Source organism: Pseudomonas sp. MOIL14HWK12:I2 (assembly GCF_000510745.1).
GTDB classification, from domain to species: domain Bacteria; phylum Pseudomonadota; class Gammaproteobacteria; order Pseudomonadales; family Pseudomonadaceae; genus Chryseomonas; species Chryseomonas oryzihabitans.
This window is the reverse complement of record NZ_KI783314.1, coordinates 353,744-375,952: the sequence shown is the minus strand read 5'-3', so window position 1 is coordinate 375,952 and position 22,209 is coordinate 353,744. Positions and strand designations below refer to the sequence as shown.

At 66.0% G+C, this 22,209-nt stretch carries 24 protein-coding genes and 1 pseudogene; 5 read left to right on the top strand and 20 right to left on the bottom strand.

Features of this window, described 5'->3' with window-relative positions:
* Positions 1 to 173: 173 nt before the first annotated feature.
* A complete protein-coding gene (locus PSK12I2_RS0122850) occupies positions 174 to 644 on the top strand; it encodes a nuclear transport factor 2 family protein (RefSeq protein ID WP_007160966.1) in 471 nt (156 codons plus the stop codon).
* A gap of 37 nt (positions 645 to 681) precedes the next feature.
* On the opposite strand, the gene PSK12I2_RS0122845 is transcribed toward PSK12I2_RS0122850, so the two are convergent.
* The 14 genes from PSK12I2_RS0122845 to PSK12I2_RS25135 form a co-directional block, all read right to left on the bottom strand.
* Positions 682 to 1,785, bottom strand: a complete 1,104-nt coding sequence (locus tag PSK12I2_RS0122845; RefSeq protein ID WP_027600223.1) for an NADH:flavin oxidoreductase/NADH oxidase — start codon at positions 1,783 to 1,785, stop codon at positions 682 to 684.
* Between the two features lie 68 nt (positions 1,786 to 1,853).
* Entirely contained in the window at positions 1,854 to 3,575 is a 1,722-nt protein-coding gene (recJ, locus tag PSK12I2_RS0122840; RefSeq protein WP_027600222.1) for a single-stranded-DNA-specific exonuclease RecJ, read from the bottom strand.
* Positions 3,575 to 4,114, bottom strand: a complete 540-nt coding sequence (locus tag PSK12I2_RS0122835) for a YaeQ family protein (RefSeq protein ID WP_007160963.1) — start codon at positions 4,112 to 4,114, stop codon at positions 3,575 to 3,577. Before PSK12I2_RS0122835 ends, recJ begins: the two co-directional genes overlap by 1 nt.
* 205 nt (positions 4,115 to 4,319) lie before the next feature.
* Positions 4,320 to 5,729 carry a threonine synthase gene (gene thrC, locus PSK12I2_RS0122830; RefSeq protein WP_027600221.1) on the bottom strand — a complete coding sequence of 470 codons (1,410 nt, stop codon included), beginning with the start codon at positions 5,727 to 5,729 and terminating at the stop codon, positions 4,320 to 4,322.
* 46 nt (positions 5,730 to 5,775) lie between these two features.
* Positions 5,776 to 7,080 carry a homoserine dehydrogenase gene (locus tag PSK12I2_RS0122825; RefSeq protein ID WP_027600220.1) on the bottom strand — a complete coding sequence of 435 codons (1,305 nt, stop codon included), beginning with the start codon at positions 7,078 to 7,080 and terminating at the stop codon, positions 5,776 to 5,778.
* A gap of 63 nt (positions 7,081 to 7,143) precedes the next feature.
* Complete coding sequence (locus PSK12I2_RS0122820; protein ID WP_007160960.1) at positions 7,144 to 7,869, bottom strand: thioredoxin fold domain-containing protein; 726 nt, start codon at positions 7,867 to 7,869, stop codon at positions 7,144 to 7,146.
* Between the two features lie 226 nt (positions 7,870 to 8,095).
* The gene (xerD, locus tag PSK12I2_RS0122815; protein WP_027600219.1) at positions 8,096 to 8,986 is read right to left on the bottom strand and encodes a site-specific tyrosine recombinase XerD; all 891 of its coding nucleotides are present in this window, start codon (positions 8,984 to 8,986) and stop codon (positions 8,096 to 8,098) included.
* Complete coding sequence (locus PSK12I2_RS0122810) at positions 8,983 to 9,396, bottom strand: acyl-CoA thioesterase (RefSeq protein WP_007160958.1); 414 nt, start codon at positions 9,394 to 9,396, stop codon at positions 8,983 to 8,985. The genes xerD and PSK12I2_RS0122810 overlap by 4 nt, the downstream gene beginning before the upstream one ends.
* A gap of 240 nt (positions 9,397 to 9,636) precedes the next feature.
* The gene (rplS, locus tag PSK12I2_RS0122805) at positions 9,637 to 9,987 is read right to left on the bottom strand and encodes a 50S ribosomal protein L19 (RefSeq protein ID WP_007160957.1); all 351 of its coding nucleotides are present in this window, start codon (positions 9,985 to 9,987) and stop codon (positions 9,637 to 9,639) included.
* A gap of 42 nt (positions 9,988 to 10,029) precedes the next feature.
* Positions 10,030 to 10,767, bottom strand: coding sequence for a tRNA (guanosine(37)-N1)-methyltransferase TrmD (gene trmD, locus PSK12I2_RS0122800; protein WP_007160956.1), 738 nt, complete (start codon positions 10,765 to 10,767; stop codon positions 10,030 to 10,032).
* Between the two features lie 3 nt (positions 10,768 to 10,770).
* The gene (gene rimM / locus PSK12I2_RS0122795; RefSeq protein ID WP_027600218.1) at positions 10,771 to 11,307 is read right to left on the bottom strand and encodes a ribosome maturation factor RimM; all 537 of its coding nucleotides are present in this window, start codon (positions 11,305 to 11,307) and stop codon (positions 10,771 to 10,773) included.
* Positions 11,308 to 11,312: 5 nt separating this feature from the next.
* Positions 11,313 to 11,561: a 30S ribosomal protein S16 gene (gene rpsP / locus PSK12I2_RS0122790; RefSeq protein WP_007160954.1), complete on the bottom strand. Its 249-nt coding sequence runs from the start codon at positions 11,559 to 11,561 to the stop codon at positions 11,313 to 11,315.
* Between the two features lie 250 nt (positions 11,562 to 11,811).
* On the bottom strand, positions 11,812 to 13,191 hold the full coding sequence (gene ffh, locus PSK12I2_RS0122785; RefSeq protein ID WP_007160953.1) for a signal recognition particle protein: 1,380 nt from the start codon (positions 13,189 to 13,191) through the stop codon (positions 11,812 to 11,814).
* A 176-nt stretch (positions 13,192 to 13,367) separates the two neighbouring features.
* On the bottom strand, positions 13,368 to 13,613 hold the full coding sequence (locus PSK12I2_RS25135; protein ID WP_169854828.1) for a hypothetical protein: 246 nt from the start codon (positions 13,611 to 13,613) through the stop codon (positions 13,368 to 13,370).
* Here PSK12I2_RS25135 and PSK12I2_RS0122775 point away from each other — a divergent pair.
* Positions 13,612 to 14,412 carry an inner membrane protein YpjD gene (locus tag PSK12I2_RS0122775; RefSeq protein ID WP_007160952.1) on the top strand — a complete coding sequence of 267 codons (801 nt, stop codon included), beginning with the start codon at positions 13,612 to 13,614 and terminating at the stop codon, positions 14,410 to 14,412. The two genes, PSK12I2_RS25135 and PSK12I2_RS0122775, sit on opposite strands and share 2 nt — an antisense overlap.
* Before the next feature lie 188 nt (positions 14,413 to 14,600).
* On the top strand, positions 14,601 to 15,905 hold the full coding sequence (locus tag PSK12I2_RS0122770; RefSeq protein ID WP_027600217.1) for an MFS transporter: 1,305 nt from the start codon (positions 14,601 to 14,603) through the stop codon (positions 15,903 to 15,905).
* A 60-nt stretch (positions 15,906 to 15,965) separates the two neighbouring features.
* Here the strand turns inward: PSK12I2_RS0122770 and purT are convergent, their stop codons facing one another.
* The 3 genes from purT to PSK12I2_RS0122755 all read right to left on the bottom strand — a co-directional run bounded on the left by purT (position 15,966) and on the right by PSK12I2_RS0122755 (position 18,031).
* Entirely contained in the window at positions 15,966 to 17,147 is a 1,182-nt protein-coding gene (gene purT, locus PSK12I2_RS0122765) for a formate-dependent phosphoribosylglycinamide formyltransferase (protein WP_027600216.1), read from the bottom strand.
* 21 nt (positions 17,148 to 17,168) lie between these two features.
* Positions 17,169 to 17,366, bottom strand: coding sequence for a DUF1289 domain-containing protein (locus PSK12I2_RS0122760; RefSeq protein WP_007160948.1), 198 nt, complete (start codon positions 17,364 to 17,366; stop codon positions 17,169 to 17,171).
* A gap of 77 nt (positions 17,367 to 17,443) precedes the next feature.
* Positions 17,444 to 18,031, bottom strand: a complete 588-nt coding sequence (locus PSK12I2_RS0122755; protein WP_007160947.1) for a CoA pyrophosphatase — start codon at positions 18,029 to 18,031, stop codon at positions 17,444 to 17,446.
* A gap of 127 nt (positions 18,032 to 18,158) precedes the next feature.
* On the opposite strand from PSK12I2_RS0122755, the gene PSK12I2_RS0122750 reads away from it, so the two are divergent.
* Together PSK12I2_RS0122750 and PSK12I2_RS0122745 are read left to right on the top strand one after the other, a co-directional pair.
* Positions 18,159 to 18,713: an NUDIX hydrolase gene (locus PSK12I2_RS0122750; protein WP_027600215.1), complete on the top strand. Its 555-nt coding sequence runs from the start codon at positions 18,159 to 18,161 to the stop codon at positions 18,711 to 18,713.
* 280 nt (positions 18,714 to 18,993) lie between these two features.
* Positions 18,994 to 19,416 (top strand): annotated as a pseudogene (locus tag PSK12I2_RS0122745) (murein L,D-transpeptidase family protein); the annotation flags it as partial.
* Positions 19,417 to 19,474: 58 nt separating this feature from the next.
* Here the strand turns inward: PSK12I2_RS0122745 and PSK12I2_RS0122740 are convergent.
* From PSK12I2_RS0122740 to PSK12I2_RS0122730, 3 genes are read right to left on the bottom strand one after another with little or no spacing between them, the layout of a single operon-like run.
* Positions 19,475 to 20,629, bottom strand: a complete 1,155-nt coding sequence (locus tag PSK12I2_RS0122740; RefSeq protein ID WP_027600213.1) for an ABC transporter ATP-binding protein — start codon at positions 20,627 to 20,629, stop codon at positions 19,475 to 19,477.
* Positions 20,630 to 20,639: 10 nt separating this feature from the next.
* A complete protein-coding gene (locus PSK12I2_RS0122735) occupies positions 20,640 to 21,299 on the bottom strand; it encodes an ABC transporter permease (protein ID WP_007160943.1) in 660 nt (219 codons plus the stop codon).
* Positions 21,300 to 21,302: 3 nt separating this feature from the next.
* Positions 21,303 to 22,205 (bottom strand): glycine betaine ABC transporter substrate-binding protein, encoded by a 903-nt coding sequence (locus tag PSK12I2_RS0122730; RefSeq protein ID WP_027600212.1) that lies wholly within the window; start codon positions 22,203 to 22,205, stop codon positions 21,303 to 21,305.
* Positions 22,206 to 22,209: the final 4 nt, after the last annotated feature.

Genomic DNA, 22,209 nt, shown 5'->3' with positions numbered 1-22,209 from the left:
CGGGATTCAGCTTCTTGGGACCGCCGTCCGCACCGTCCGGCTCCCGGCACCTGCTTACCGGATGTTGCCGGGAACACCGTCGCCAACGGCCAGCCGCTACAAAATATTGCTGACCGCGGACCGCCCACGGCGCTACTCTTGCGCCTCCCCCCTGCAGTTGCCGGAGACACCCCATGCGCTCGCGTCTGGCTGTGCTGTTCGCGCTTTCGGTCGCCCTTACCGCCGGCCAGGTCCAGGCCGCCGCCGAGGATGCCCGCCTCATCGCCAATCGCTATCTCGATGCCTGGAACGATCACGACGCCGAGGCCGCCAGCGCCCTGCTCGATCCCAAGGTGCAGTATTTCGACAGTGGCGCCGCCACCACCGAGACCAGCCGCACCCAGGCCCGCGACAGGATCGTCAAGGTCACCCTCAAGGCGGTACCGGATCTGCAGGTGAAGATGGTGCACAAGCCGGTCATCGGCCCGCGCAGCATCGCCTTCGAATGGGAACTGACCGGCAACCGCACCACCGCCACCGGCAAGCAGCCGGTGAAGATTCGCGGCGCCAGCATCATGAAGATCCGCGACGGTCGCATCTGGTACCTGGGCGACTACTACGACAGCGACGCCCTGGAGGCGATGCTGCGACCGGTCAAGCCCTGACCCGGGAGCCATCCGGGCGGATGGCTCCGTTGCTCCCCTATTCCACCCCGAACGGCTTGCGCAGCGGCGTATCCCGGTGCGCGGCGCGGACATACTGCGGCGGCCAGGAGACCTTCTCGCGCAAGGCTTCGGCGGCATTCAGCGGCCAATAGGGATCGCGCAGCAGCTCACGGGCCAGCAGCACCAGATCGGCCTGACCGGTGCGCAGCACGTGCTCGGCCTGGGCCGCATCGGTGATCATGCCCACTGCGCCACTGGGAATCCCGGCTTCCTTGCGCACCCGCTCGGCGAACTGGGTCTGGTAGCCGGGGCCGGTGGGAATGTCGGCCTGGGCCGCGGTGCCGCCGGAAGAGACATCGATCAGGTCGACGCCCAGGGTCTTGAGCCGGCGCGCCAGTTCCACCGTCTCGTCGACGTCCCAGCCGTCTTCCACCCAGTCGGTGGCCGAGACCCGCACGAACAGCGGCAACTCCTCCGGCCAGACCGCGCGCACGTCGGCGGTCACCTCCAGCAGCAGGCGGATGCGATTCTCGAAATTTCCGCCGTAGTCGTCTTCGCGGCGGTTGGAAAGCGGCGAGAGGAACTGGTGCAGCAGATAGCCATGGGCGGCGTGGATCTCGGCCACCTTGAAGCCGGCCGCCAGGGCGCGTTCGGCAGTGTCCACGAAGGCCCGGCGAATGCTGGCGATGTCGTCGCGATCCACCGCCGTGGGCCGGGTGTGCTGGGGATCGAAGGCGATGGCCGAGGGCGCCACCGGCACCCAGCCGCCTTCGGCGATGGGCACGCTGCCGTGCTTGCCGAGCCAGGGTTGCCAGGTGCTGGCCTTGCGCCCGGCGTGGGCCAGCTGGATACCGGCGACACTGCCCTGCCCCTCGATGAACTGGGTGATGCGCCGCAGGGGCTCGATCTGCTCGTCCTTCCACAACCCCAGGTCCTGGGGCGTGATGCGCCCGTCGGGGGTGACCGCGGTGGCCTCGAAGATCACCAGGCCGGCACCACCGGTGGCGCGACTGCCCAAGTGGACCAGGTGCCAGTCGTTGGCGAAACCGTCTTCGCTGGAGTACTGGCACATCGGGGAGACCACCACGCGATTGGGCAGGGTCAGCTGACGCAAGGTCAGGGGCTGGAACAGGAGACTCATGGCGGACCTCGTCTTCTCGGGATTCACGGCATTGGAGTGTTCCCGAACAGAATAGGTCGCTATTCCGACTAACGAGGTGCCAGGTGCACCACCAGCAACTGTACGCTCTCGTTGCCGCGGAATTCGTTCACGTCCAGCCGATAGGCCAGCTCGGCCCAGCGGATGTTGGGATCGGGCCAGGTGTCGCGATCGATGTTGAAGGCGATGCCGTCCAGCTCCGGTCCGCCCTGCTCGCTGCGCAGGGTCAGCTTGAGATGCCGCTCCTTGAGCAGGCGCTGGGAGAGGATCTCGAAGGTGCCGTGGAACAGCGGTTCGGGAAACTGCTGCCCCCAGGGACCGGCCTGGCGCAGGGCCTGGGCCAGGCCGAGCTGGAACTCGGTGGGAGCCAGGCAACCATCGGTCTGCAGGCGACCACTGAGGTCGTCGGCCTGCAGATGGCGGCGCACCTCGGCGTCGAAGGCCGCGGCAAAGGTCTCGTAGTGCGCCTGGGGCAGGCTGAGGCCGGCGGCCATGGCGTGACCGCCGAACTTGGTGATCAGTCCCGGATGCCGGGTCGCCACGGCGTCCAGGGCATCGCGGATGTGCAGCCCGGGCACCGAGCGCGCCGAGCCCTTGAGCATGCCGTTGCCACTGCCGTCGTCGGCAAAGGCCAGCGCCGGGCGGTGATACTTCTCCTTGAGGCGCGAGGCGAGGATGCCGATCACGCCCTGGTGCCACTCCGGATCGAACAGGCAGAGACCGAAGGGCAGATTGTCTTCCGGCAGCTCCTTGAGCTGCTTGAGCGCCTCGCGCTGCATGCCCTGCTCAATGCTCTTGCGATCCTTGTTGAAGTCGTCCAGCTGCTGAGCGTATTCCTGCGCCAGCTGCGGGTCTTCGCAGAGCAGCAGCTCGATGCCGATGGACATGTCGTCCAGCCGGCCGGCCGCATTGAGCCGCGGGCCGAGAATGAAACCGAGATCGCTGGAGGCCACCTTGCCCGGCTGGCGCCCGGCCACTTCCAGCAGCGCCTTGAGTCCCGGCCGTGCGCGGCCGGCGCGGATACGCATCAGCCCCTGGTGCACCAGGATGCGGTTGTTGGCATCCAGCGGCACCACGTCCGCGACGCTGCCGAGGGCGACCAGATCCAGCAACTCGGCCAGATTGGGCTCGGCCAGGCCCTGACGCGTGAACCAGCCGTTCTCGCGCAGGCGACTGCGCAGGGCGAGCATCACATAGAAGATCACCCCGACCCCGGCAATGCACTTGCTGGGAAAGGCGCAGGCCGGCTGGTTGGGATTGACGATGGCGTCGGCGGCAGGCAATTCGGCGCCCGGCAGGTGGTGATCGGTGATGACCACCTGCAGCCCGGCGGCCTTGGCCGCGGCCACGCCGTCCAGGCTGGAGATGCCGTTGTCGACGGTGAGCAGCACCTCGGGTTCGCGCTGCAGGGCCACGGCGACGATCTCGGGCGTCAGGCCGTAGCCGTATTCGAAGCGATTGGGCACCAGGTAGTCTACCCAGGCCGCACCCAGACGCCGCAGCGCCAGCACGCCCACGGCACTGGCGGTGGCGCCATCGGCGTCGAAGTCGCCGACGATGAGGATGCGCCGACGCTCTTCCAAGGCCCGCGCCAGCAGCTCCACCGCGGCCTCGATGCCCTTGAGCTGGTGATAGGGCACCAGCCGCGCCAGACCCTTGTCGAGTTCTTCCGGCAAGGTCACGCCGCGCGCGGCATAGAGCCGGGTGAGCAGCGGCGGCAGATCGCCCAGGTCGGGCAGCACCGCCGGCAGCGGACGGGGCTCCAGGCGCATCAACGTTCGCCCAGCAGCCATTCCAGCTGCAATTCGTGCTGACCGCGGTCGTCGGTGACGAACAGGGTGCCTTCGCTGATCATTACCTGCCAGGAAATGCTGCGCGGCAGGTCGCGGGCCAGCTCGGCCAGGGGCTCGGCGGGCACCGCGGCGATGTGCAAATTCTTCAGCGTCCTGACCGCGTCTACCACCTTGGTCTGCCAGACGCGCAGGTTGCCATAGGCCAGCAGACTGGTGCGCTCGGTGCGGCGGCTGCACCAGGTAAGGCGCTCGGCATCGGGCTGGCCGACTTCGATCCAGTGCAGCACCCGGCCATCGAGGCTCTTTTCCCACAGCGCCGGCTCGTCGACGTCGGACAGGCCGCGGCCGAAGGCCAGTTGCTCGTTGTACCAGAGCACATAGGCCAGCAACCGCACCGCCATGCGCTCCTCGGTCTCGGAGGGATGCCGCGCCACGGTCAGGCGCAGATTCTCGTAGACCCCGCGATCCAGGTCGGTGAGGTTGAGTTCGACTTTATAGGGCGTGGCTTGCAGAGCCATGGCGGGTCACCGGCAGGGAAAGCCGGGCATTGTACCGGAAAAGGCAGGAGGCTCGGGATCAGAGGAGCGTCAGGGGATCGGTGGAGCGGAGGTAGGATGTATCGCGGCCATGCCGGTGCGCCGTAGCGACCGCTCCTACAGGTGCTCAGACTTCCCGTAGGAGCGGCCCATGGCCGCGATAACCGCGATCTAAAGGGCTAAAAATCTACAGCGGCTGACCACGCTTGCCGTGGCGGCTGACGAAGGCCTGGACGGCGGCCAGGTCGTTGGGCAGCACGGTGCAGCGCTCTTCCCTCTGCAGCAGGTCGGCCAGGTGGGTCGGCAGGCTGAGGGTCGCGCCGATGCCGGCCTTTTCCACCGCCTCGGGGAATTTGACCGGGTGGGCGGTGCCCAGCACCACCATGGGCGTGGCCAGGCTGCGTCGGCATTCGCGAGCGGCGCGGACGCCGATGGCGGTGTGCGGATCCAGCACCTCGCCGGTGGCGGCATACACCTCGGCGATGGTGGCGCAGGTCTCTTCATCGCTCACGGCGAGGGAATCGAACAGCTTGCGCGCTTCGGTCCAGCGATCGTCGGCCACCGTCAGGGTGCCGCTGCTGCGGAAATTCGCCATCAGCTCGGCCAGGGCCAGGCCGTCGCGACCGTGCAGGTCGAACAGCAGGCGCTCGAAATTGGACGAGACCATGATGTCCATGGACGGCGACAGCGTGGCTTCCAGCTGCTGCTTGTCGTAGCGGTTGCCCGACATGAAGCGGTGCAGGATGTCGTTGCGGTTGGTGGCCACCACCAGCTGGCTCACCGGCAGACCCATGTTGCGGGCCAGGTAGCCGGCGAAGATGTCGCCGAAGTTGCCGGTGGGCACCGAGAAGGCGATGGAACGCGCCGGGGCGCCCAGCTGCAGCGCCGCATGGAAGTAGTAGACGATCTGGGCCATGATCCGCGCCCAGTTGATCGAGTTGACCGCCACCAGCGGGGTGCCCTTGAGGAAACCCTGGTCGGCGAAGCTGGCCTTGACCATCTCCTGGCAGTCGTCGAAGTTGCCTTCGATGGCGATGTTGTGGATGTTGTCGCCCAGCAGCGTGGTCATCTGCCGGCGCTGCACTTCCGACACCCGCTGGTGCGGATGGAGGATGAAGATGTCCACGTTCTCGCAGCGCTTGCAGCCTTCGATGGCCGCCGAGCCGGTGTCGCCGGAGGTGGCGCCCATGATCACCACGCGCTCGCCGCGCTTGGCCAGCACATGGTCGAGCAGCCGCCCCAGGAGTTGCAGGGCGAAGTCCTTGAAGGCCAGGGTCGGGCCGTGGAACAGCTCCAGTACCCACTCGTTGGCGTCCAGCTGGCGCAGCGGCGCGATCGAGCTATGGGCGAAACCGGCGTAGGTCTCTTCCAGGATGGCCTTGAATTCGGCATCGGCGATGGAGCCGGCGACGAAGGGCTTCATCACCCGGAAGGCCAGCTCGTGGTAGGGCAGACCGGCCCAGGAGGCGATCTCCTCCAGGGAAAAGCGTGGCAGGTTCTCCGGCACATAGAGACCACCGTCGCTGGCGAGACCCGCCAGCAGCACTTCTTCGAAATTCAGCGCGGGCGCCTGGCCGCGGGTACTGATGTAACGCATGACTCGACCTCGGGAAAGACGGCGGCGCCGGGCGCCGCCAGGCTGCTCAGTTCAGGTGCTCGACGCGGATGCGGACGACATCGCCGACGACATCGTCCAGGGCTTCCAGCGCGGTGATGGCCTCGACCATGTGGCGCTCGGTCACGCGATGGGTCAGCAGGATCATGGGCACCAGGCCGTCATGTTCCTCGGCTTCCTTCTGCATGATGGACTCGATGTTGATGCCGCGCGCCGAGAGGATGCTCGCCACCTGGGCCAGCACGCCCGGGTGGTCCTTGGCCTGGATGCGCAGATAGTAGGCGCTCTCGCAGGCCTCGATCGACAGCACCGGATGGTCGGACAGCGCATCGGGCTGGAAGGCCAGGTGCGGCACGCGATTCTCCGGATCCGAGGTCATGGCGCGCACTACGTCCACCAGGTCGGCCACCACCGCCGAGGCGGTCGGCTCCTGGCCGGCACCGGCGCCATAGAACAGCGTCGAGCCGACGGCGTCGCCATTGACCATCACCGCGTTCATCACGCCGTTGACGTTGGCGATCAGGCGATCGGCCGGGATCAGCGTCGGGTGTACCCGCAGCTCGATGCCCTGGTCGGTGCTGCGCGCCACGCCCAGGTGCTTGATGCGATAGCCCAGTGCCTCGGCGTAGCCGACGTCGGCGGTGGTCAGGCGGGTGATGCCCTCGGTGTAGGCCTTGTCGAATTGCAGCGGAATGCCGAAGGCGATGGAGGCCAGGATGGTCAGCTTGTGGGCGGCATCGATGCCTTCCACGTCAAAGGTCGGATCGGCCTCGGCATAGCCCAGCGCCTGGGCTTCGGCCAGGACATCGGGAAAGGTGCGACCCTTCTCGCGCATCTCGGAGAGGATGAAGTTGCCGGTGCCGTTGATGATGCCGGCCACCCAGTTGATGCGGTTGGCGGCCAGGCCTTCGCGCAGCGCCTTGATCACCGGGATGCCGCCGGCCACCGAGGCTTCGAAGGCGACGATCACGCCCTGCTCGCGAGCCTTGGCGAAGATCTCGTTGCCGTGCACGGCGATCAGCGCCTTGTTGGCGGTGACCACGTGCTTGCCGTTGGCGATGGCGCGCAGCACCAGTTCGCGGGCCAGGGTGTAGCCACCGATCAGCTCCACCACCACGTCGATCTCGGGATTGTCGGCCACCGCCAGGACATCGGCGGTGATCGGCGTGCTACCGGTGTCGCATTGGGGATTGGGCCGGCGCTGGGCGATCTGCGCCACCTCGATACCCCGACCGGCGCGCCGGGCGATTTCCTCGGCGTTGCGCTTGAGTACGTTGAAGGTCCCGCTGCCCACGGTACCCAGACCACAGATGCCTACTTTGACCGGCTTCACACCCTTATCCCCATGTCGTGTGGGACCGCTCCGCGGCCCCGTTCATAACTCTGATTGAGGCGCCTAGCGGGCGCCGATTGCCGCTTCCGCCAGCTGGTCGGCCGGCTGGTAGCCCGGGATCATCTGGCCATCGGCGAGAATGATCGCCGGCGTGCCCTGGATACCCATGTTCTGCCCCAGCGCGAATTGCTGGGCGACCGGATTCTGGCAGCTCTCGGACTTGACCTCACGACCGGTGAACATCTGGTTCAGCGCCGCCGGCTTGTCCTTGGCGCACCACACCGCCTCCAGTTGCTTGGAGCCCGGCGAGCCCATGCCCTGGCGCGGGAAGGCCAGGTAGCGCACCTCGATGCCGCGCTTGTTCAGCTCGGGCACCTCGGCGTGCAGCTTCTGGCAATAGGGGCAGGTGGTGTCGGTGAAGACGGTGATGTGCGCCTTGGTCTCGCCCTGGGCGGGATAGACGATCATCTGGTTGCGATCGAGGCCATTGATCTGCCGCGCCACCGCGACGTTCTCGGCCTTCTCGGTCAGGTTGGAGGCCTTGCCGTCCTTGACCTGATACAGATAGCCCTGCATGACGAACTGGCCATCGCCGCTGGCATAGAGCACGCGACCGCCCTTGAGCTGGACCTGGTAGAGGCCCTCCAGCGGACTCTTGGCGATGGACTCGATGGCGAGATTGGGTTGCAGCGCGGTCAGGCTCTGGCGAATGGCCTGCTCAGGTTCGGCCTGAGCCAGTTGCACGCCGAGCCCCAGGCAAGCGGCGAGCAACAGTTGGGAAATACGCATGTTTGACTCCTGTTGAGACGCCGGCAAGCCTACCACAGACCTGCCGGCTACGGCGGTCCCGCCCCCAGGGCGGGGCTTCAGAAGTGTCTACGCAATTTTGGCGGCGCTTTTGGTCCCTGAGCGGTGTTGCCGCTCCTCGCCATAGCCCTGCTATGACTCTTCCCGGCGCCTGGCTCAGAAACCAAAATCACTCGCCAATTCTTGCGCGAACTTCTGAAACACCGCCCTAGCCGCGCGGATGGTGCTGGGCGTGCAGTTGCTGCAGCCGCACGCGGGCGACGTGGGTGTAGATCTGGGTGGTGGACAGGCTGGTATGGCCGAGCAGCATCTGCACCGTGCGCAGGTCCGCGCCGTGATTGAGCAGATGGGTGGCGAAGGCGTGCCTCAGGGTATGCGGCGACAGCGAGGTGCGGATGCCGGCCACCTGGGCATGCAGCTTGATGCGGTGCCAGAAGGTCTGCCGAGTCATGGGCGTGCCGCGCTGGCTGGGAAAGAGGATGTCGCCGGGCTGGCCGCCCAGCAGCAATGGACGTGCGGTCTTCAGATAGCTTTCCAGCCAGGCGATGGCCTCTTCGCCCAGGGGGATCAGCCGCTCCTTGCTGCCCTTGCCGAAGACCCGCAGCGAACCCTCGCGCAGGTTGATCTCGTCCAGGGTCAGGCTGATCAGCTCGGTCACCCGCAGGCCGGTGGCATAGAGCACCTCGAGCATGGTGCGATCGCGCAGGCCCAGGGTGTCCTCGGTATCCGGCGCGGCCAACAGGGCTTCCACATCCGCCTCGGACAGGCTCTTGGGCAGCGGCGCACCCAGCTGCGGCATGCTCACCAGCAGCGTCGGGTCCTCGGCCAGCCGCGCCTCGCGCACCGCGTACTTGTAGAAGCTGCGCAGCCCGGAAAGGAAACGCGCCGTGGAGCGCGCCTGGTAACCCTCGCTCAGGCGCCAGCCGAGGTGATCGAGCACCGCGTCGCGGCCGACGGACTCCAGGGTCAGGCCCCTGCCCTCCAGCCACCGAGCGAAGGCCAACAGGTCGGTGCGGTAGGCGCTGCGGGTATGGGGCGACAGCCCCTTCTCCAGCCACAGGGCGTCGAGGAATTCCTCGATCAGCCGCTCGGCGTTCACGCGGCGAATCCGGGCAGCACCGGCGTCGGCTTGCCCTCGTCATCGACGGCGACAAAGCTGAAGGCGCCATTGATGGCGCGCTCGCGGCCTTCCGCCAGCATGCCTTCGACGAAGACCTCCACCTGCACCTTGATGCTGGTGTTGCCCACCTTCACCACCCGGCCGATCAGCTCGACGATGGAGCCCGCGGGAATGGGATGGTTGAAATCGATGCGGTCGGTGGAGACCGTGACCAGCGGCTTCCGACAGAAGCGCGTCGCGGTGATGAAGGACACCTCGTCCATCCAGGCCAGGGCGGTGCCGCCGAACAGGGTGTCGTGATGATTGGTGGTGGGCGGGAAGACCGCCTTGGCCACCCGGGTTTCCGACAGCGCGGTGCGCCGCTGGATTTCCGCTTCGCGGGTCGTCATGTCTTACCTCGAACCTCAGAACCTACTCAAAATCTGCTGCGCGTCGGCCAAACGTGGTTGAAGCTGGCCTGGAAGGCCAGCCCCGTCAGAATGCTCATTTACCAGTTGTAAACTCGCGCGCGAGCCCGGTCCGCTTCCTCAGCCAGCTTCGCCTTGTTTGTCTCTAGCTCGCGAGATTTTGACTAGGCTCTTAGAAACGAAAAAAGCAGCCGAAGCTGCTTTTTTCTGGTCACGCCGCGATCAGGAAAGCTTTTCCTTGATGCGGGCAGCCTTGCCGGACAGTTCGCGCAGGTAGTACAGCTTGGCCTTGCGCACGTCACCGCGACGCTTGACGCTCAGGCTGTCGACCAGCGGGCTGTAGGTCTGGAAGGTACGCTCGACGCCAACGCCGTTGGAGATCTTGCGTACGGTGAAGGCGCTGTTCAGGCCGCGGTTACGCTTGCCGATCACCACGCCTTCGAAGGCCTGCAGACGCTGACGGTCGCCTTCCTTCACCTTAACCTGGACAATCACGGTGTCGCCGGGGGCGAACGCCGGGATTTCTTTGTTCATCTGCTCAGCTTCGATCTGGGCAATGATTTTGTTGGTCATGTCACTCTGCTCCTAAGACAGGCCGCGGCCCGCCATCGATACCTAACTATCGTTCCGCTGACGGAGGTATTCCGCCAACAGGTTCTGCTCTTCTCCAGAAAGCGAGCGGCCATCCAGAAGATCGGCGCGTCGCTCCGCAGTGCGTCCCAGGGACTGCTGCAGGCGCCAGCGCCGGATATGCTCGTGGTTACCACTGAGCAACACGTCGGGTACGCGACGGCCCTCATACACCTCGGGTCGGGTGTAGTGCGGGCAATCGAGCAGGCCATCGGTAAACGAGTCCTGCTCGGCGGAATCCGCATGCCCCAAGGCTCCAGGCAGCAGTCGCGTGACCCCATCGATCAGCACCATGGCCGGCAATTCACCGCCGGACAGCACATAGTCGCCAATCGACCATTCTTCATCCACGTGCGTCTCGATGAAACGCTCGTCGATGCCTTCGTAACGCCCGGCGATGAGGATCAGATGCTCCTCCTGCGCCAGTTCCCGTACCGCCGCCTGGTCGAGTTTGCGACCCTGGGGAGACAGGTAGATCACCTTTGCCGCCGAATCACCCTTGGCATCGGCCAGGGCGCGCTCCAGCGGCTGGATCTTCATGACCATGCCGGGACCGCCGCCAAAGGGCCGGTCGTCCACGGTCTGGTGACGATCCTCGGTATAGCTGCGCGGGTTGTAGCAGGTCAGCTCCAGGAGCCCCTGCTTCATCGCGCGACCGCTCACGCCATAGGCGCTGACGGCCTCGAACATCTCGGGAAAGAGGCTGATGACATCGATACGCATGGATCAGAAATCCGCGTCCCAGTCGACCTGCATCTCGCCCTTGGCCAGATCAACCGCCAGCACGTACTGGTCGGGCAGATAAGGCAACAGACGCTCACGATCATCGAGGCTGCCAGCACAGGGCTTGACCACCATGACGTCGTTGGCCCCGGTCTCCAGCAGATGATCCACCACGCCCAGCCATTGGCCTTCGAGATTGATCACCTTGAGACCTTCCAGCTGATGCCAGTAGTAGTCACCGGCGCCCAGCTGGGGCAATTCACTGCGCGGCACGCAGATCTCGAAACCGGCCATCAGGCGGGCTTCTTCGCGATCGTCCAGGCCCTGCAGACGTACCGTCAGGACCTTGCCGTGCATCCGACCGCCGAGCACCTTGACCTGCCGGGTCTCGCCTTCGCGCCGCAGCGTCCAGGTCCGATAGTCCAGCAGATTGTCGAGCGGATCGGTAAAGGAGTAGATCTTGAGCTCACCGCGTACGCCAAAGACCGAAACTATCTTGCCCAGGACCACCAGGTCGGGGGCGGAGGTCGGCGTACTCATGGTCTTCAGGCGGTAGCCTGAGCGCTCTTCAGCAGCTGAGCGACGCGCTCGGACGGCTGGGCGCCCTGCGACAGCCAGTAGTTGGCGCGCTCTTGGTCCACCGACAGACGGATTTCGGCGCCGCTGGCCACCGGGTTGAAGAAACCGATGCGCTCGACGAAACGACCATCGCGCGCATTGCGGCTGTTGGTCACGGTCAGGTGGTAGAAGGGGCGCTTCTTGGAGCCGCCACGGGCTAGACGGATGGTTACCATTGAACTTCGTTCCTGTAGTCGGTGCTTGTAGCTGTGGGCACACTGGGCCACATGGCCCGAAAGGCCGCATATTCTAAGGGCTGTTACCCGGTTTGCCAATGGCTTTCAACGGCACCCTCGGCATAGCGGCAGCCTGGAGACTCCAGCGGTGGAGCCCCGTCGCTCGCGAAGGTGCATCAGCACTGGTGCCGACGCCTCTCGCAGAGCCCTTTCCGATGCCGGCCATCTGGCGACGGGCGGCACTCGGAAATCACATCTTCGGCATGCCGCCGCCGGGGAACATGCTGCCCATGCCGCGCATCATCTTGGCCATGCCGCCCTTGGCGGTGACCTTCTTCATCATCTTCTGCATCTGCTTGTGCTGCTTGATGAGGCGGCCGACGTCCTGCACCTGGGTGCCGGAACCCAGGGCGATGCGCTTCTTGCGCGAGCCGCTGATCAGCTCCGGATCGCGGCGCTCGGCCGGGGTCATGGAGTCGATGATGGCTTCCATCTGCTTGAAATGCTTTTCCGCGGCGCCCTGGGCGTTGCCCATCTGCTGGATGTTCATGCCACCCATCATGGTCGGCAGCTTGTCCATCAGCGAACCCAGGCCACCCATGTTCTTCATCTGGCGCAACTGGTCGCGGAAGTCTTCGAGATCGAAGCCCTTGCCCTTCTTGAGCTTCTTGGCCAGCTTGTCGGCCTTCTCGCGATCCAGGGTCTGTTCGGCCTGCTCGATCAGCGAGAGGACGTCGCCCATGCCGAGGATGCGCGAGGCGACGCGATCCGGGTGGAAGGGATCGAGGGCTTCGCTCTTCTCGCCCATGCCGATGAACTTGATCGGCTTGCCGGTGATGTGGCGGACCGACAGTGCGGCACCGCCCCGGGCATCGCCGTCGACCTTGGTCAGGATCACGCCGGTGAGCGGCAGAGCGTCGTTGAAGGCCTTGGCGGTGTTGGCGGCGTCCTGACCAGTCATGGCGTCGACCACGAACAGGGTCTCGGCCGGCTTGGTAGCCGCATGGACCTGCTGGATCTCCGCCATCATCTCGCTATCGATGTGCAGGCGACCGGCGGTGTCGACGATGACCACGTCGATGAACTTGAGCTTGGCTTCGCGGATGGCGGCCTGGGCGATCTCCACCGGCTTCTGGCTGATGTCGGAGGGGAAGAAGGTGACGCCCACCTCCCCGGCCAGGGTTTCCAGCTGCTTGATGGCGGCCGGACGATAGACGTCGGCGGAGACGACCATGACGGTCTTCTTCTTGCGCTCCTTGAGGAAGCGCGCCAGCTTGCCCGCGGTGGTGGTCTTGCCCGCGCCCTGCAGGCCGGCCATGAGGATGACCGCCGGCGGCGCGACGTTGAGCGCCAGGTCTTCGTTGGCCGCGCCCATGATGGCTTCGAGCTCGGCGCGCACGATCTTCACGAAGGCCTGGCCCGGGGTCAGACTCTTGGACACCTCGGTGCCGACCGCCCGCTCCTTGACCCGATTGACGAACTCCTTGACCACCGGCAGGGCGACGTCCGCCTCGAGCAGCGCCATGCGCACCTCGCGCAGGGTGTCCTTGATGTTGTCTTCGGTGAGCTTGGCCTTGCCGGTAATGTGGCGCAGGCTTTGGGACAGGCGGTCTGTGAGATTCTCGAACATGCGGACATCCAGGGCAGAAACGGCGGCTGACCGGCAAGTATAACGAAAGAGCGCCTGAGCAGGGATAGCCGCCAGGGCCGCTACCGCGTGAAACCGTCAGCAGGGTCGGTATCGGCGAGCCGCCGAGGCAGGAGCGCGAGGCACCGACGCCAGGGCCGGTGCCTGCGGGGAGGGGATCAGAAGATCAGCGAGAAGATGCCGATGACCACCACCAGGCCGATCAGAAAGATGATGCCCATGGTACCGCCGAGAAATTTAAGCATGGTCGCGACCTCTTCAAGATATGTACCTCTTGGGACCACCCGCTGGCGGCCAGGGTTCGCCCAGCCTGGCCAGCCGGCGCCAAGGCGCGGCTCAGACTTTCTGTACCGCCCTGTCTGTGCCACACTCGCCTGCTTTCCGCTCTGCTGAAACCGGACCATGCACGCCCTGCTGCCCACCCTCCTGGCCGCCGCCCTCTATCTGCTCGCGACCCTCTACCAGGGCAGTTGCCTGCTGCGCAAACAGCCGTCGAGCAAGCCCCTGGTCCTGGGCGCTGGCATCCTGGCCCTGCTGCCCCATGCCCTGGCCGTCTATCTGCAGCTGATCCTCGAACCGACCCTGAGCCTGGACTTCTTCGACGCCTCCAGCCTGATCTCGGCGACCGCCATCGCGCTGATGCTGATCGGCTGCCTGCGCATGCCGCTGCAACCGCTGCTGGTGCTGGTCTATCCCCTCGGTGCCATCACCGCGCTGCTGGCCGAATTCGTGCCACCGGGCACCGTGACGCCGCTGGACGTGTCGCCCAAGATCGTCGTGCACGTGCTGCTGTCGATCATCGCCTACGGGCTCTTCACCCTGGCGGTGCTGCAGTCGCTGCTGCTGCTGATCCAGGATCGCCAGCTCAAGAACAAGCACCCGTCCGGGCTGATCCGCAGCTTTCCCCCGCTGCAGACCATGGAAAGCCTGCTGTTCGGCTTTCTCTGGGCCGGCTGGGTGGTGCTGTCGCTGTCGCTGATCTCCGGCTGGTTCTTTGTCGAGGACATGTTCGCCCAGCACCTGGTGCACAAGACGGTGCTCTCCTGCATCGCCTGGGTGGTGTTCGGCATCCTGCTGTGGGGGCGCAATCGCCTGGGCTGGCGCGGCCACCGGGCGATCCGCTGGACGCTGCTGGGCTTCATCCTGCTGATGCTGGCCTATTTCGGCAGCAAGCTGGTGCGGGAATTCATCCTGCATCGTTGACAGTCGTCGTTCCACTACCTGCATAATCAGGCGACCGAACCACGTTCGGCGCGACCCGGCCAACAGCCGCTTCGCGCCCGGCACGTCATAACAGGTCGTCCCGCCCGTCCCCATCCTCGGACAGCCGCTGCCCCACCGGGCCGCTCCGGCAGACGCCTCCTACAAGAACGACTGCCCGGTACCCCTGCATGTCCACGACCGCTGCCGCCTTCGACGCGCCCACCTCCGTGCCGCGCAACTCCCCCACTCGCGTGGCCACCGCCAGCTTCATCGGCACCGCCATCGAGTTCTACGACTTCTACGTCTATGCCACGGCCGCGGCCCTGGTGATCGGCCCGGTGTTCTTTCCCCAGGGCGCGGGCATGGCCCAGACCCTCAGCGCCTTCATTACCTTTGGCATCGCCTTCCTGGCGCGCCCCCTGGGTTCGCTGCTGTTCGGCCACTTCGGCGATCGCATCGGGCGCAAGTCCACCCTGGTGGCCTCGCTGCTGCTGATGGGCATCTCCACCACCCTGATCGGCCTCCTGCCCGGCTACGCCAGCATCGGCGTCTGGGCACCGATCCTGCTCTGCCTGCTGAGGTTCGGCCAGGGCCTGGGCTTGGGTGGCGAATGGGGCGGCGCGGCGCTGCTGGCCACCGAGAACGCCCCGCCCGGCAAGCGCGCCTGGTTCGGCATGTTTCCCCAGCTCGGTCCTTCCATCGGCTTTCTCATGGCCAACGGTCTGTTCCTGGCCCTGGCGCTGCTGCTGGACGACGAGCAATTCCGCGCCTGGGGCTGGCGCATCCCCTTCCTGCTCAGCGCCCTGCTGGTGGTGGTCGGCCTCTATGTGCGGCTGTCGCTGCACGAGACGCCGGTGTTCGCCGAGGCCATGGCGCGGCGCGAGAAGCTGCGCCTGCCCATGGTCGAGACCTTTGGCAAGCACGGCAAGGCGGTACTGCTGGGCGCCCTGAGCATGGTGGTGTGCTACGCGCTCTTCTATATCTCCACGGTGTTCTCGCTGAGCTACGGGGTGAAGAATCTCGGCTACAGCCGCCAGGAATTCCTCGGCCTGCTCTGTGTGGCCGTGCTGTTCATGGCCCTGGCCACGCCGCTGTCGGCCTGGCTGGCCGATCGCTTCGGCCGCAAGCCGGTACTGGCGGCCAGCGCCATCGCCGCCCTGCTGTCGGGCTTCGCCATGGAGCCGCTGCTGACCCACGGCTCCAGTCAGGCGGTCGGCCTGTTCCTGGCCCTGGAGCTGTTTCTCATGGGCATGACCTTCGGTCCCATGGGCGCCCTGCTGCCGGAAATCTTCCCCACCCGGGTGCGCTACACCGGTGCCTCGGCGGCCTACAACCTGGGCGGCATCCTCGGCGCCTCCCTGGCGCCCTACGCCGCGCAGCAACTGGTGGAGGCCGGTGGCCTGAGCTGGGTGGGCGGCTATGTCTCGGCAGCAGCGGCCATCAGCCTGGTGGCGGTGCTCTGTATGCGCGAGACGCGCGACCAGTCGCTGTAGATCTCTCCAGCCAATGAAAAAGGGCCCCGCGGGGCCCTTTTTCGTGGTGCGCAGCCGGCCTTACAGCTCGACCTTCACCGCCTGGGACGCACGCACAGCCTTGGCCCGGGCGGCTTCGATGCTTTCGTCGCGGGCCAGGGCGACGCCCATGCGCCGCTGCCCCTTCACCTCGGGCTTGCCGAACAGGCGCAGCGCGGTGTCGGGTTCGGCCAGGGCCGCGCCGAGGTTGGCGAAGGCAGTCTGGCGCGAATCGCCGTCCACCAGGATCACCGCCGAGGCCGAGGGACCGAACTGGCGGATGGTGGGGATCGGCAGGCCGAGGATGGCCCGGGCATGCAGGGCGAATTCGGAGAGATCCTGGGAGATCAGGGTCACCAGGCCGGTGTCGTGGGGCCGCGGGGAGACCTCGCTGAACCAGACCTGGTCGCCCTTGACGAACAGTTCCACGCCGAACAGGCCGCGACCGCCCAGGGCCTCGGTGACCGCGCGGGCGACCCGCTCGGACTCGGCCAGGGCCTTCTCGCTCATGGCCTGGGGCTGCCAGGACTCGTGGTAGTCGCCCTTGACCTGGCGATGCCCGACCGGCGCGCAGAAGGAGGTACCGCCGACGTGGCGCACGGTCAGCAGGGTGATCTCGTAGTCGAAGTCGACGAAGCCCTCGACGATCACCCGGCCCTTGCCGGCGCGACCGCCTTCCTGGGCGTATTGCCAGGCGGCCTGCAGCTCGTCGGCGCTGCGCAGCAGGCTCTGGCCCTTGCCCGAGGAACTCATGATCGGCTTGACCACGCAGGGATAGCCCAGCGCCTCGGCGGCGGCGGCATAGTCTTCGTAGGTGTCGGCGAAGTGATAGGGCGAGGTGGGCAGGCCCAGTTCCTCGGCGGCGAGGCGACGGATGCCTTCGCGATTCATGGTGAGCTGGGCGGCGCGGGCGGTGGGCACCACGGTGTAGCCCTCGCCTTCCAGCTCCACCAGGGTGGCGGTGGCGATGGCTTCGATTTCCGGCACGATGAAGTGCGGCTGCTCGCGCTCGATCACCGCGCGCAGGGCGGCCCCGTCGAGCATGTCGATGACGTGGCTGCGATGAGCGACCTGCATGGCCGGGGCATCGGCGTAGCGATCCACGGCGATGACCTCGACGCCCAGGCGCTGCAGTTCGATGACGACTTCCTTGCCCAGTTCGCCGGAGCCGCAGAGCAGCACGCGGGTGGCGCTGGGGGACAGGGGGGTACCGATACGGGGCATGACAGATCTCTCCGGCTGATGTCAGGTCAGGAAGGCCGCACCGCCCGCCCGCGCCCGCTCGCTGCAGCGCAGCAGCACCTCGCGGCGCTCGCTGTCGCTCATGGACATCCAGCGGGTGATCTCGGCGGCGCTGCGCTGGCAACCGATGCAGATGTCCTGTTCGTCCAGGGCACAGACATGGACGCAGGGCGAACGCACGGGTGAATCGGCGGTGGTCATGCGGCTTCCCTCGAATGGCCGCGCATTGTGCCCGTTAATGCCCGACTTGGCATGTGCCTTTACCTTGCCGATACCGCTCAATCACGCCTGGGCGGTGCCTTGAGCACGATACCGGCGTCGTACAGCAGATTGACCAGTTCGACGATGATCACCGCCGTCAGCCCCCAGATGCGGTGCTCGCCATACTGATAGCTGGGCACCTGCCAGCGCAGGCCGTCGTGGTCGACCCTGAGGGTGTAATCCGGCGGCACCTCGCAGAAGAACTGCAGGGGCACGCTGAAGATCGCGGCGATCTCGGCTTCGCTGGGTACGTATTCGAGCTGATCGGGGATCAGCGCGACGATGGGGGTCACCGCCAGGCCGTAGCGCGACACCAGCGGACTCAGGGGGGCGATCACCTCCACCAGGCCCGGTGGCAGTCCGACCTCTTCCTCGGCCTCGCGCAGGGCGGTGGCGACCAGATCGGCGTCCTCGGGATCGCGCCGGCCGCCCGGCAGGGCCACCTCGCCGCCGTGGGTGGACAGGTTGCTGGCCCTCAGGGTGAGCAGCAACTCGGGATGCTCGCCACGGATGATGGGCACCAGCACCGCCGCTTCCTGGTAGCTCTCGGTGCCGCTCAGGGTGCGCGGCTGATAGTGACGCAGGCGCTGGAGCAACTCATCCACGCCGGAATTCTCCCTTGCTCATCGTATCCCCTGGATCATGGCACGCCCGTCGGGCAATCCCAAGCCCAGCCATCGCTTGCGAGGCCCGGGATCGCCCCGGCACACTGCAGCAAAACGAGGATGAACCATGAAGCATTGCAATCACTGTGGCGGACTGCTGGAAGAACGCCTTCCCGCGGGTGACAACCGGATGCGCCTGGTCTGCAGCCAGTGCGGCGCAGTGCATTATCAGAATCCGCGGGTGGTGGCCGGCTGCCTGGCGACCTGGGAGGGCAAGGTGCTGCTCTGCCAGCGCGCCATCGAACCGCGCAAGGGTTACTGGACGCTGCCGGCGGGCTTCATGGAAAACGGCGAGACCACCACCGAGGCCGCCGCCCGCGAGACCTTCGAGGAAGCCGGCGCGACCGTGCAGGGCCTGGAGCTCTATACCCTCTTCGACCTGCCGCACATCGACCAGATCTACATGCTGTTCCGCGGCGAGCTGGTCGACGGCCGCTTTGGCGTCGGTGAGGAAAGTCTCGACGTGCGCCTTCTGGACGAAGCCGACATCCCCTGGTCGTCTCTGGCTTTTCCGACCATCAAGCGGACACTAGAATGCTTTTTCGCCGACCGCCGTCGCGGCGAGTTTTCCCTGCGCCATGAAGGCATGGCGCCTATGGTGGTCGCACCCAAGCCTGCCTAAGGGCCTGTTCAAAGTCTGCTGCGCGTCGGCCCAACGTCGTTGAAAATGCCTTCGGAATGCTCATTTACTATCTGTAAACTCCGCTTCCTCAGCCATTTTCGCCTTGTTTGTCTCTAGCTCGCGAGACCTTGAACAGGCCCTGAGCTCTTCCGAGGATCTACCCGACATGCGTCCGTTGCACCTGTTGTTGGCGCTCTGCTATGTGCTGTGCGGTTCGTTGCTTCCCCAGCTGGCCCAGGCCAGTACCAGCGTCACGTTGATCCGCCAGCCGGCCGCGCCGCTGATCGACAAGGTGCTGGTCATCAAGTCGCGCAATCAGCTGCAACTGCTCAGCGGCGATACCGTGATGAAGTCCTATCGCATCTCGCTGGGCAAGAATCCCCGCGGCCCCAAGTTGCGCGAGGGCGACAAGCGCACCCCGGAAGGCTTCTACTGGATCGACTGGCGCAAGACCAGCGACAAGTTCAACCTGGCCATGCACATCTCCTATCCCAATCGCGAGGACCTGGCCCGCGCCAGCCAGGCCGGCGTGCGTCCCGGCAGCATGATCATGCTGCACGGCACCCCCATCGACGAGGAGTACCCGGAGTGGTATTTCAACTCGCTGAACTGGACCGAGGGCTGCATCGCCATGACCAACCACGACATGCGCGAGGTCTGGGGCCTGGTCAAGGACGGCACCCTGATCGAAATCCGCCCCTGAGCCTCAGGCCGTCAGGCCGTCAGGCGGTAGCCCTGCGACCGCCGCCTGAGTCCCCGCCCTACCCCGCCACCTGCTCCGCCGGCGAGACGATGGTGGTCTTGCCGCGCGACCGACCACTGCTGAGATAGTCGGCGATGGATTCCTGGGTGACCTCGCCCAGGAAGTCGTTGTCGGCGCTGAGCACCGGCAGCCAGGAGCTGTTGAACTGGTACATGCGCGACAGCAGGATGCGCAGGTGCTCGTCGAAGGCCGCGGTGGCCTTGAACGGGGTGACGAAGGGCGCCACCGGGCCGCTCTGCCCGCGCAGGTCACGCCGGCGCACGTAGCCCAGGCCCTTGTTGGCGGCATCCGTCACCACCAGGTAGCGGCGATCGTGCTCCTCCATCAACTCCACGGCATCGCCGATCAGGGTCTCGGCCTGGATCGAGGGCGTATTGTCGGCCGCATCCTCGGCGCGGATCAGCAGGAGACGCTTCAAGGTGCTGTCCTGGCCGACGAAGTTGCTGACGAAGTCGTCCTTGGGATGGGCCAGCAGGGTGTCAGGGTGGTCGAACTGCACCAGGCGGCCGCCGCGGAACACGGCGATCTTGTCACCCAGGCGGATGGCTTCGTCGATGTCGTGGCTGACCATGATCACCGTCTTGTTCAGTGCCCGCTGCATCTGGAAGAACTCGTTCTGGATGGCATCGCGGTTGATCGGATCCACCGCGCCGAAGGGTTCGTCCATCAGCAGCAGCGGCGCCTCGGCCGCCAGGGCGCGGATCACGCCGATGCGCTGCTGCTGGCCACCGGACAGTTCGCGCGGATAGCGCGACAGGTACTGCTTGGGTTCGAGCTGCACCATGCTCATCAGCTCGGTGGCGCGCTCGCGGCACTTCTTCTTGTCCCAGCCCAAGAGCTTGGGCACCACGGTGATGTTTTCCTCGATGGTCATGTTGGGGAACAGACCGATCTGCTGGATCACGTAGCCGATATGGCGTCTGAGGGTCACCTCATCGATGCCGGTGGTGTCCTCGCCATTGATCAGCACCCGGCCCGAGGTGGGCTCGATCAGGCGGTTGATCATCTTCAGGGTGGTGGTCTTGCCGCAGCCGGAGGGGCCGAGGAAGACGCAGATCTGGCCCTCCTCCACGGTGAGGCTCACGGCGTCCACCGCGGTCACGTCCTTGCCGTGCTGCTTGAAGGTCTTGGTCAGGCGGTCGAGTTCGATCATCTGGGACTCCTTAAGGGGCGCTGCGCAGGCCGCGCGGGGTGAGGCGGCGTTGCAGCCACTGCAGGACGAGGTCGGCGACGATGGCCAGCAGGCTGACCAGCACCGCGCCGACGATGAGGGTGGCCATGTCGCTGCGACTGATGGAGGTGAGGATGAGCACGCCCAGGCCGCCGGCGCCGATGGTGGCGGCGATGGTCATGACGCCGATGTTCATGACCACGGCGGTACGCACCCCGGCCAGGATCACCGGCAGGGCGATGGGCAGTTCGACCATGCGCAGGCGCTGCCAGAAGGTCATGCCGATACCTGCACCCGCCTCGCGGATGCCCGGCTCGACGCTGGTCAACGCCAGGTAGGTGTTTCTCAGGATCGGCAGCAGCGAATAGAGGAACACCGCGGTGATGGCCGGCAGCGGGCCGAGGCCCTGGCCGAACTTGGAATAGAACGGCAGCAGCAGGCCGAACAGGGCGATGGAGGGCAGCGTCATGACCACCGTGGCCACCGCCTGCAGCGGTCCGGCCAGCCAGGGATAGCGGGTCATGAGGATGCCCAGGGGCACGCCCACCAGGATCGCCAGGGTTACGGCGATGCCCACCAGGGTGATGTGCTGGCGGGTCAGTTCGAGGACCTGCAGCCAGTCGATGTGATTGAAGGAGGTGACGAAATCCATGGGTCATTGCCCTCCGTCTAGGGGGTGCTGGGCGAGGAAGTCGCGGGCCACCTGGGCCGGCGTCTGCCGCTCGATGTCCACCTTGGCGTTGAGCTGGCGCATGGTGGCCTGGTCCAGGCTTTCCGCCAGGGGTTTGAGCAAGGCGGCGAGATCCGGGTGCTTGGCCAGGTACCCGGCGTTCACCACGGGGGCAGCGGTGTAGTCGGGGAAATAGCCCTTGTCGTCTTCCAGCACCTTGAGCCTGAAGGCATCCAGGCGGCCGTCGGTGGTGTAGACCAGGCCGGTGAAGACCTGGCCGTTGCGCAGGGCGGTGTAGACCAGGCCCGGGTCCATCTGGCGGATGTCGTCCCGGGTGTAGCTCAGGCCATAGGCCTTGACCAGGCCGGCGAGGCCATCGGAGCGGTTGGCGAATTCGATGTCCAGCGCGGTGAGGTGCTGCTTGCCGGCCTCGGCCTTGAGCAGTCCGGCCAGGTCGCTGATGCTGTTCAGCTCGGGATGCTGTCGAGCGATCTTCTCCGGCAACGCCAGGGCATAGGTGTTGTTGAAGCGGGTGGGCGCCAGCCAGGCCAGACCGACCTTGGCGTCCAGCTGCTTGACCCGCTGGTAGGAGGCCTCCTTGTCCAGTCGTTCGGTGACATGGTTGTAGGCCACCAGGGAGGTGCCGGTGTATTCCCAGGTGAGGTCGAGCTGGGCGTTCTTCACGCCATTCCAGGCGATGGTGCTGCCCAGGCCGCCGACGATCTCCGGCTGATAGCCGTGGCGGGACAGATACTGCCCGGTGAGTTCGGCGAGGATGGCCTGCTCGGTAAAGACCTTGGCGCCGATGCGGATCGGATCGGCCTGGGCAGCGCTGGCCAGCGTCAGTCCGAACCAGGCGGCGCCCAGGGCGATAAGCAACTTCTTCATCTCG

Bases quoted from the DNA above. Each gene is read 5' to 3' on its own strand.
- PSK12I2_RS0122730 (WP_027600212.1), bottom strand. From the start codon at position 22,205: ATGAAGAAGTTGCTTATCGCCCTGGGCGCCGCCTGGTTCGGACTGACG.
- trmD (WP_007160956.1), bottom strand. From the start codon at position 10,767: ATGCGTATCGATGTCATCAGCCTCTTTCCCGAGATGTTCGAGGCCGTC.
- thrC (WP_027600221.1), bottom strand. From the start codon at position 5,729: ATGCGTTACATCAGTACCCGCGGCCAGGCGCCCGCGCTGAATTTCGAA.
- PSK12I2_RS0122740 (WP_027600213.1), bottom strand. From the start codon at position 20,629: ATGATCGAACTCGACCGCCTGACCAAGACCTTCAAGCAGCACGGCAAG.
- PSK12I2_RS0122735 (WP_007160943.1), bottom strand. From the start codon at position 21,299: ATGGATTTCGTCACCTCCTTCAATCACATCGACTGGCTGCAGGTCCTC.
- rpsP (WP_007160954.1), bottom strand. From the start codon at position 11,561: ATGGTAACCATCCGTCTAGCCCGTGGCGGCTCCAAGAAGCGCCCCTTC.
- recJ (WP_027600222.1), bottom strand. From the start codon at position 3,575: ATGCGCCTGGAGCCCCGTCCGCTGCCGGCGGTGCTGCCCGACCTGGGC.
- purT (WP_027600216.1), bottom strand. From the start codon at position 17,147: ATGCCCCGTATCGGTACCCCCCTGTCCCCCAGCGCCACCCGCGTGCTG.
- PSK12I2_RS25135 (WP_169854828.1), bottom strand. From the start codon at position 13,613: ATGGTCCGGTTTCAGCAGAGCGGAAAGCAGGCGAGTGTGGCACAGACA.
- PSK12I2_RS0122750 (WP_027600215.1), top strand. From the start codon at position 18,159: ATGAAGCATTGCAATCACTGTGGCGGACTGCTGGAAGAACGCCTTCCC.
- rimM (WP_027600218.1), bottom strand. From the start codon at position 11,307: ATGAGTACGCCGACCTCCGCCCCCGACCTGGTGGTCCTGGGCAAGATA.
- PSK12I2_RS0122835 (WP_007160963.1), bottom strand. From the start codon at position 4,114: ATGGCTCTGCAAGCCACGCCCTATAAAGTCGAACTCAACCTCACCGAC.
- PSK12I2_RS0122845 (WP_027600223.1), bottom strand. From the start codon at position 1,785: ATGAGTCTCCTGTTCCAGCCCCTGACCTTGCGTCAGCTGACCCTGCCC.
- PSK12I2_RS0122820 (WP_007160960.1), bottom strand. From the start codon at position 7,869: ATGCGTATTTCCCAACTGTTGCTCGCCGCTTGCCTGGGGCTCGGCGTG.
- rplS (WP_007160957.1), bottom strand. From the start codon at position 9,987: ATGACCAACAAAATCATTGCCCAGATCGAAGCTGAGCAGATGAACAAA.
- ffh (WP_007160953.1), bottom strand. From the start codon at position 13,191: ATGTTCGAGAATCTCACAGACCGCCTGTCCCAAAGCCTGCGCCACATT.
- PSK12I2_RS0122775 (WP_007160952.1), top strand. From the start codon at position 13,612: ATGCACGCCCTGCTGCCCACCCTCCTGGCCGCCGCCCTCTATCTGCTC.
- PSK12I2_RS0122770 (WP_027600217.1), top strand. From the start codon at position 14,601: ATGTCCACGACCGCTGCCGCCTTCGACGCGCCCACCTCCGTGCCGCGC.
- PSK12I2_RS0122810 (WP_007160958.1), bottom strand. From the start codon at position 9,396: ATGACGACCCGCGAAGCGGAAATCCAGCGGCGCACCGCGCTGTCGGAA.
- PSK12I2_RS0122760 (WP_007160948.1), bottom strand. From the start codon at position 17,366: ATGACCACCGCCGATTCACCCGTGCGTTCGCCCTGCGTCCATGTCTGT.
- PSK12I2_RS0122850 (WP_007160966.1), top strand. From the start codon at position 174: ATGCGCTCGCGTCTGGCTGTGCTGTTCGCGCTTTCGGTCGCCCTTACC.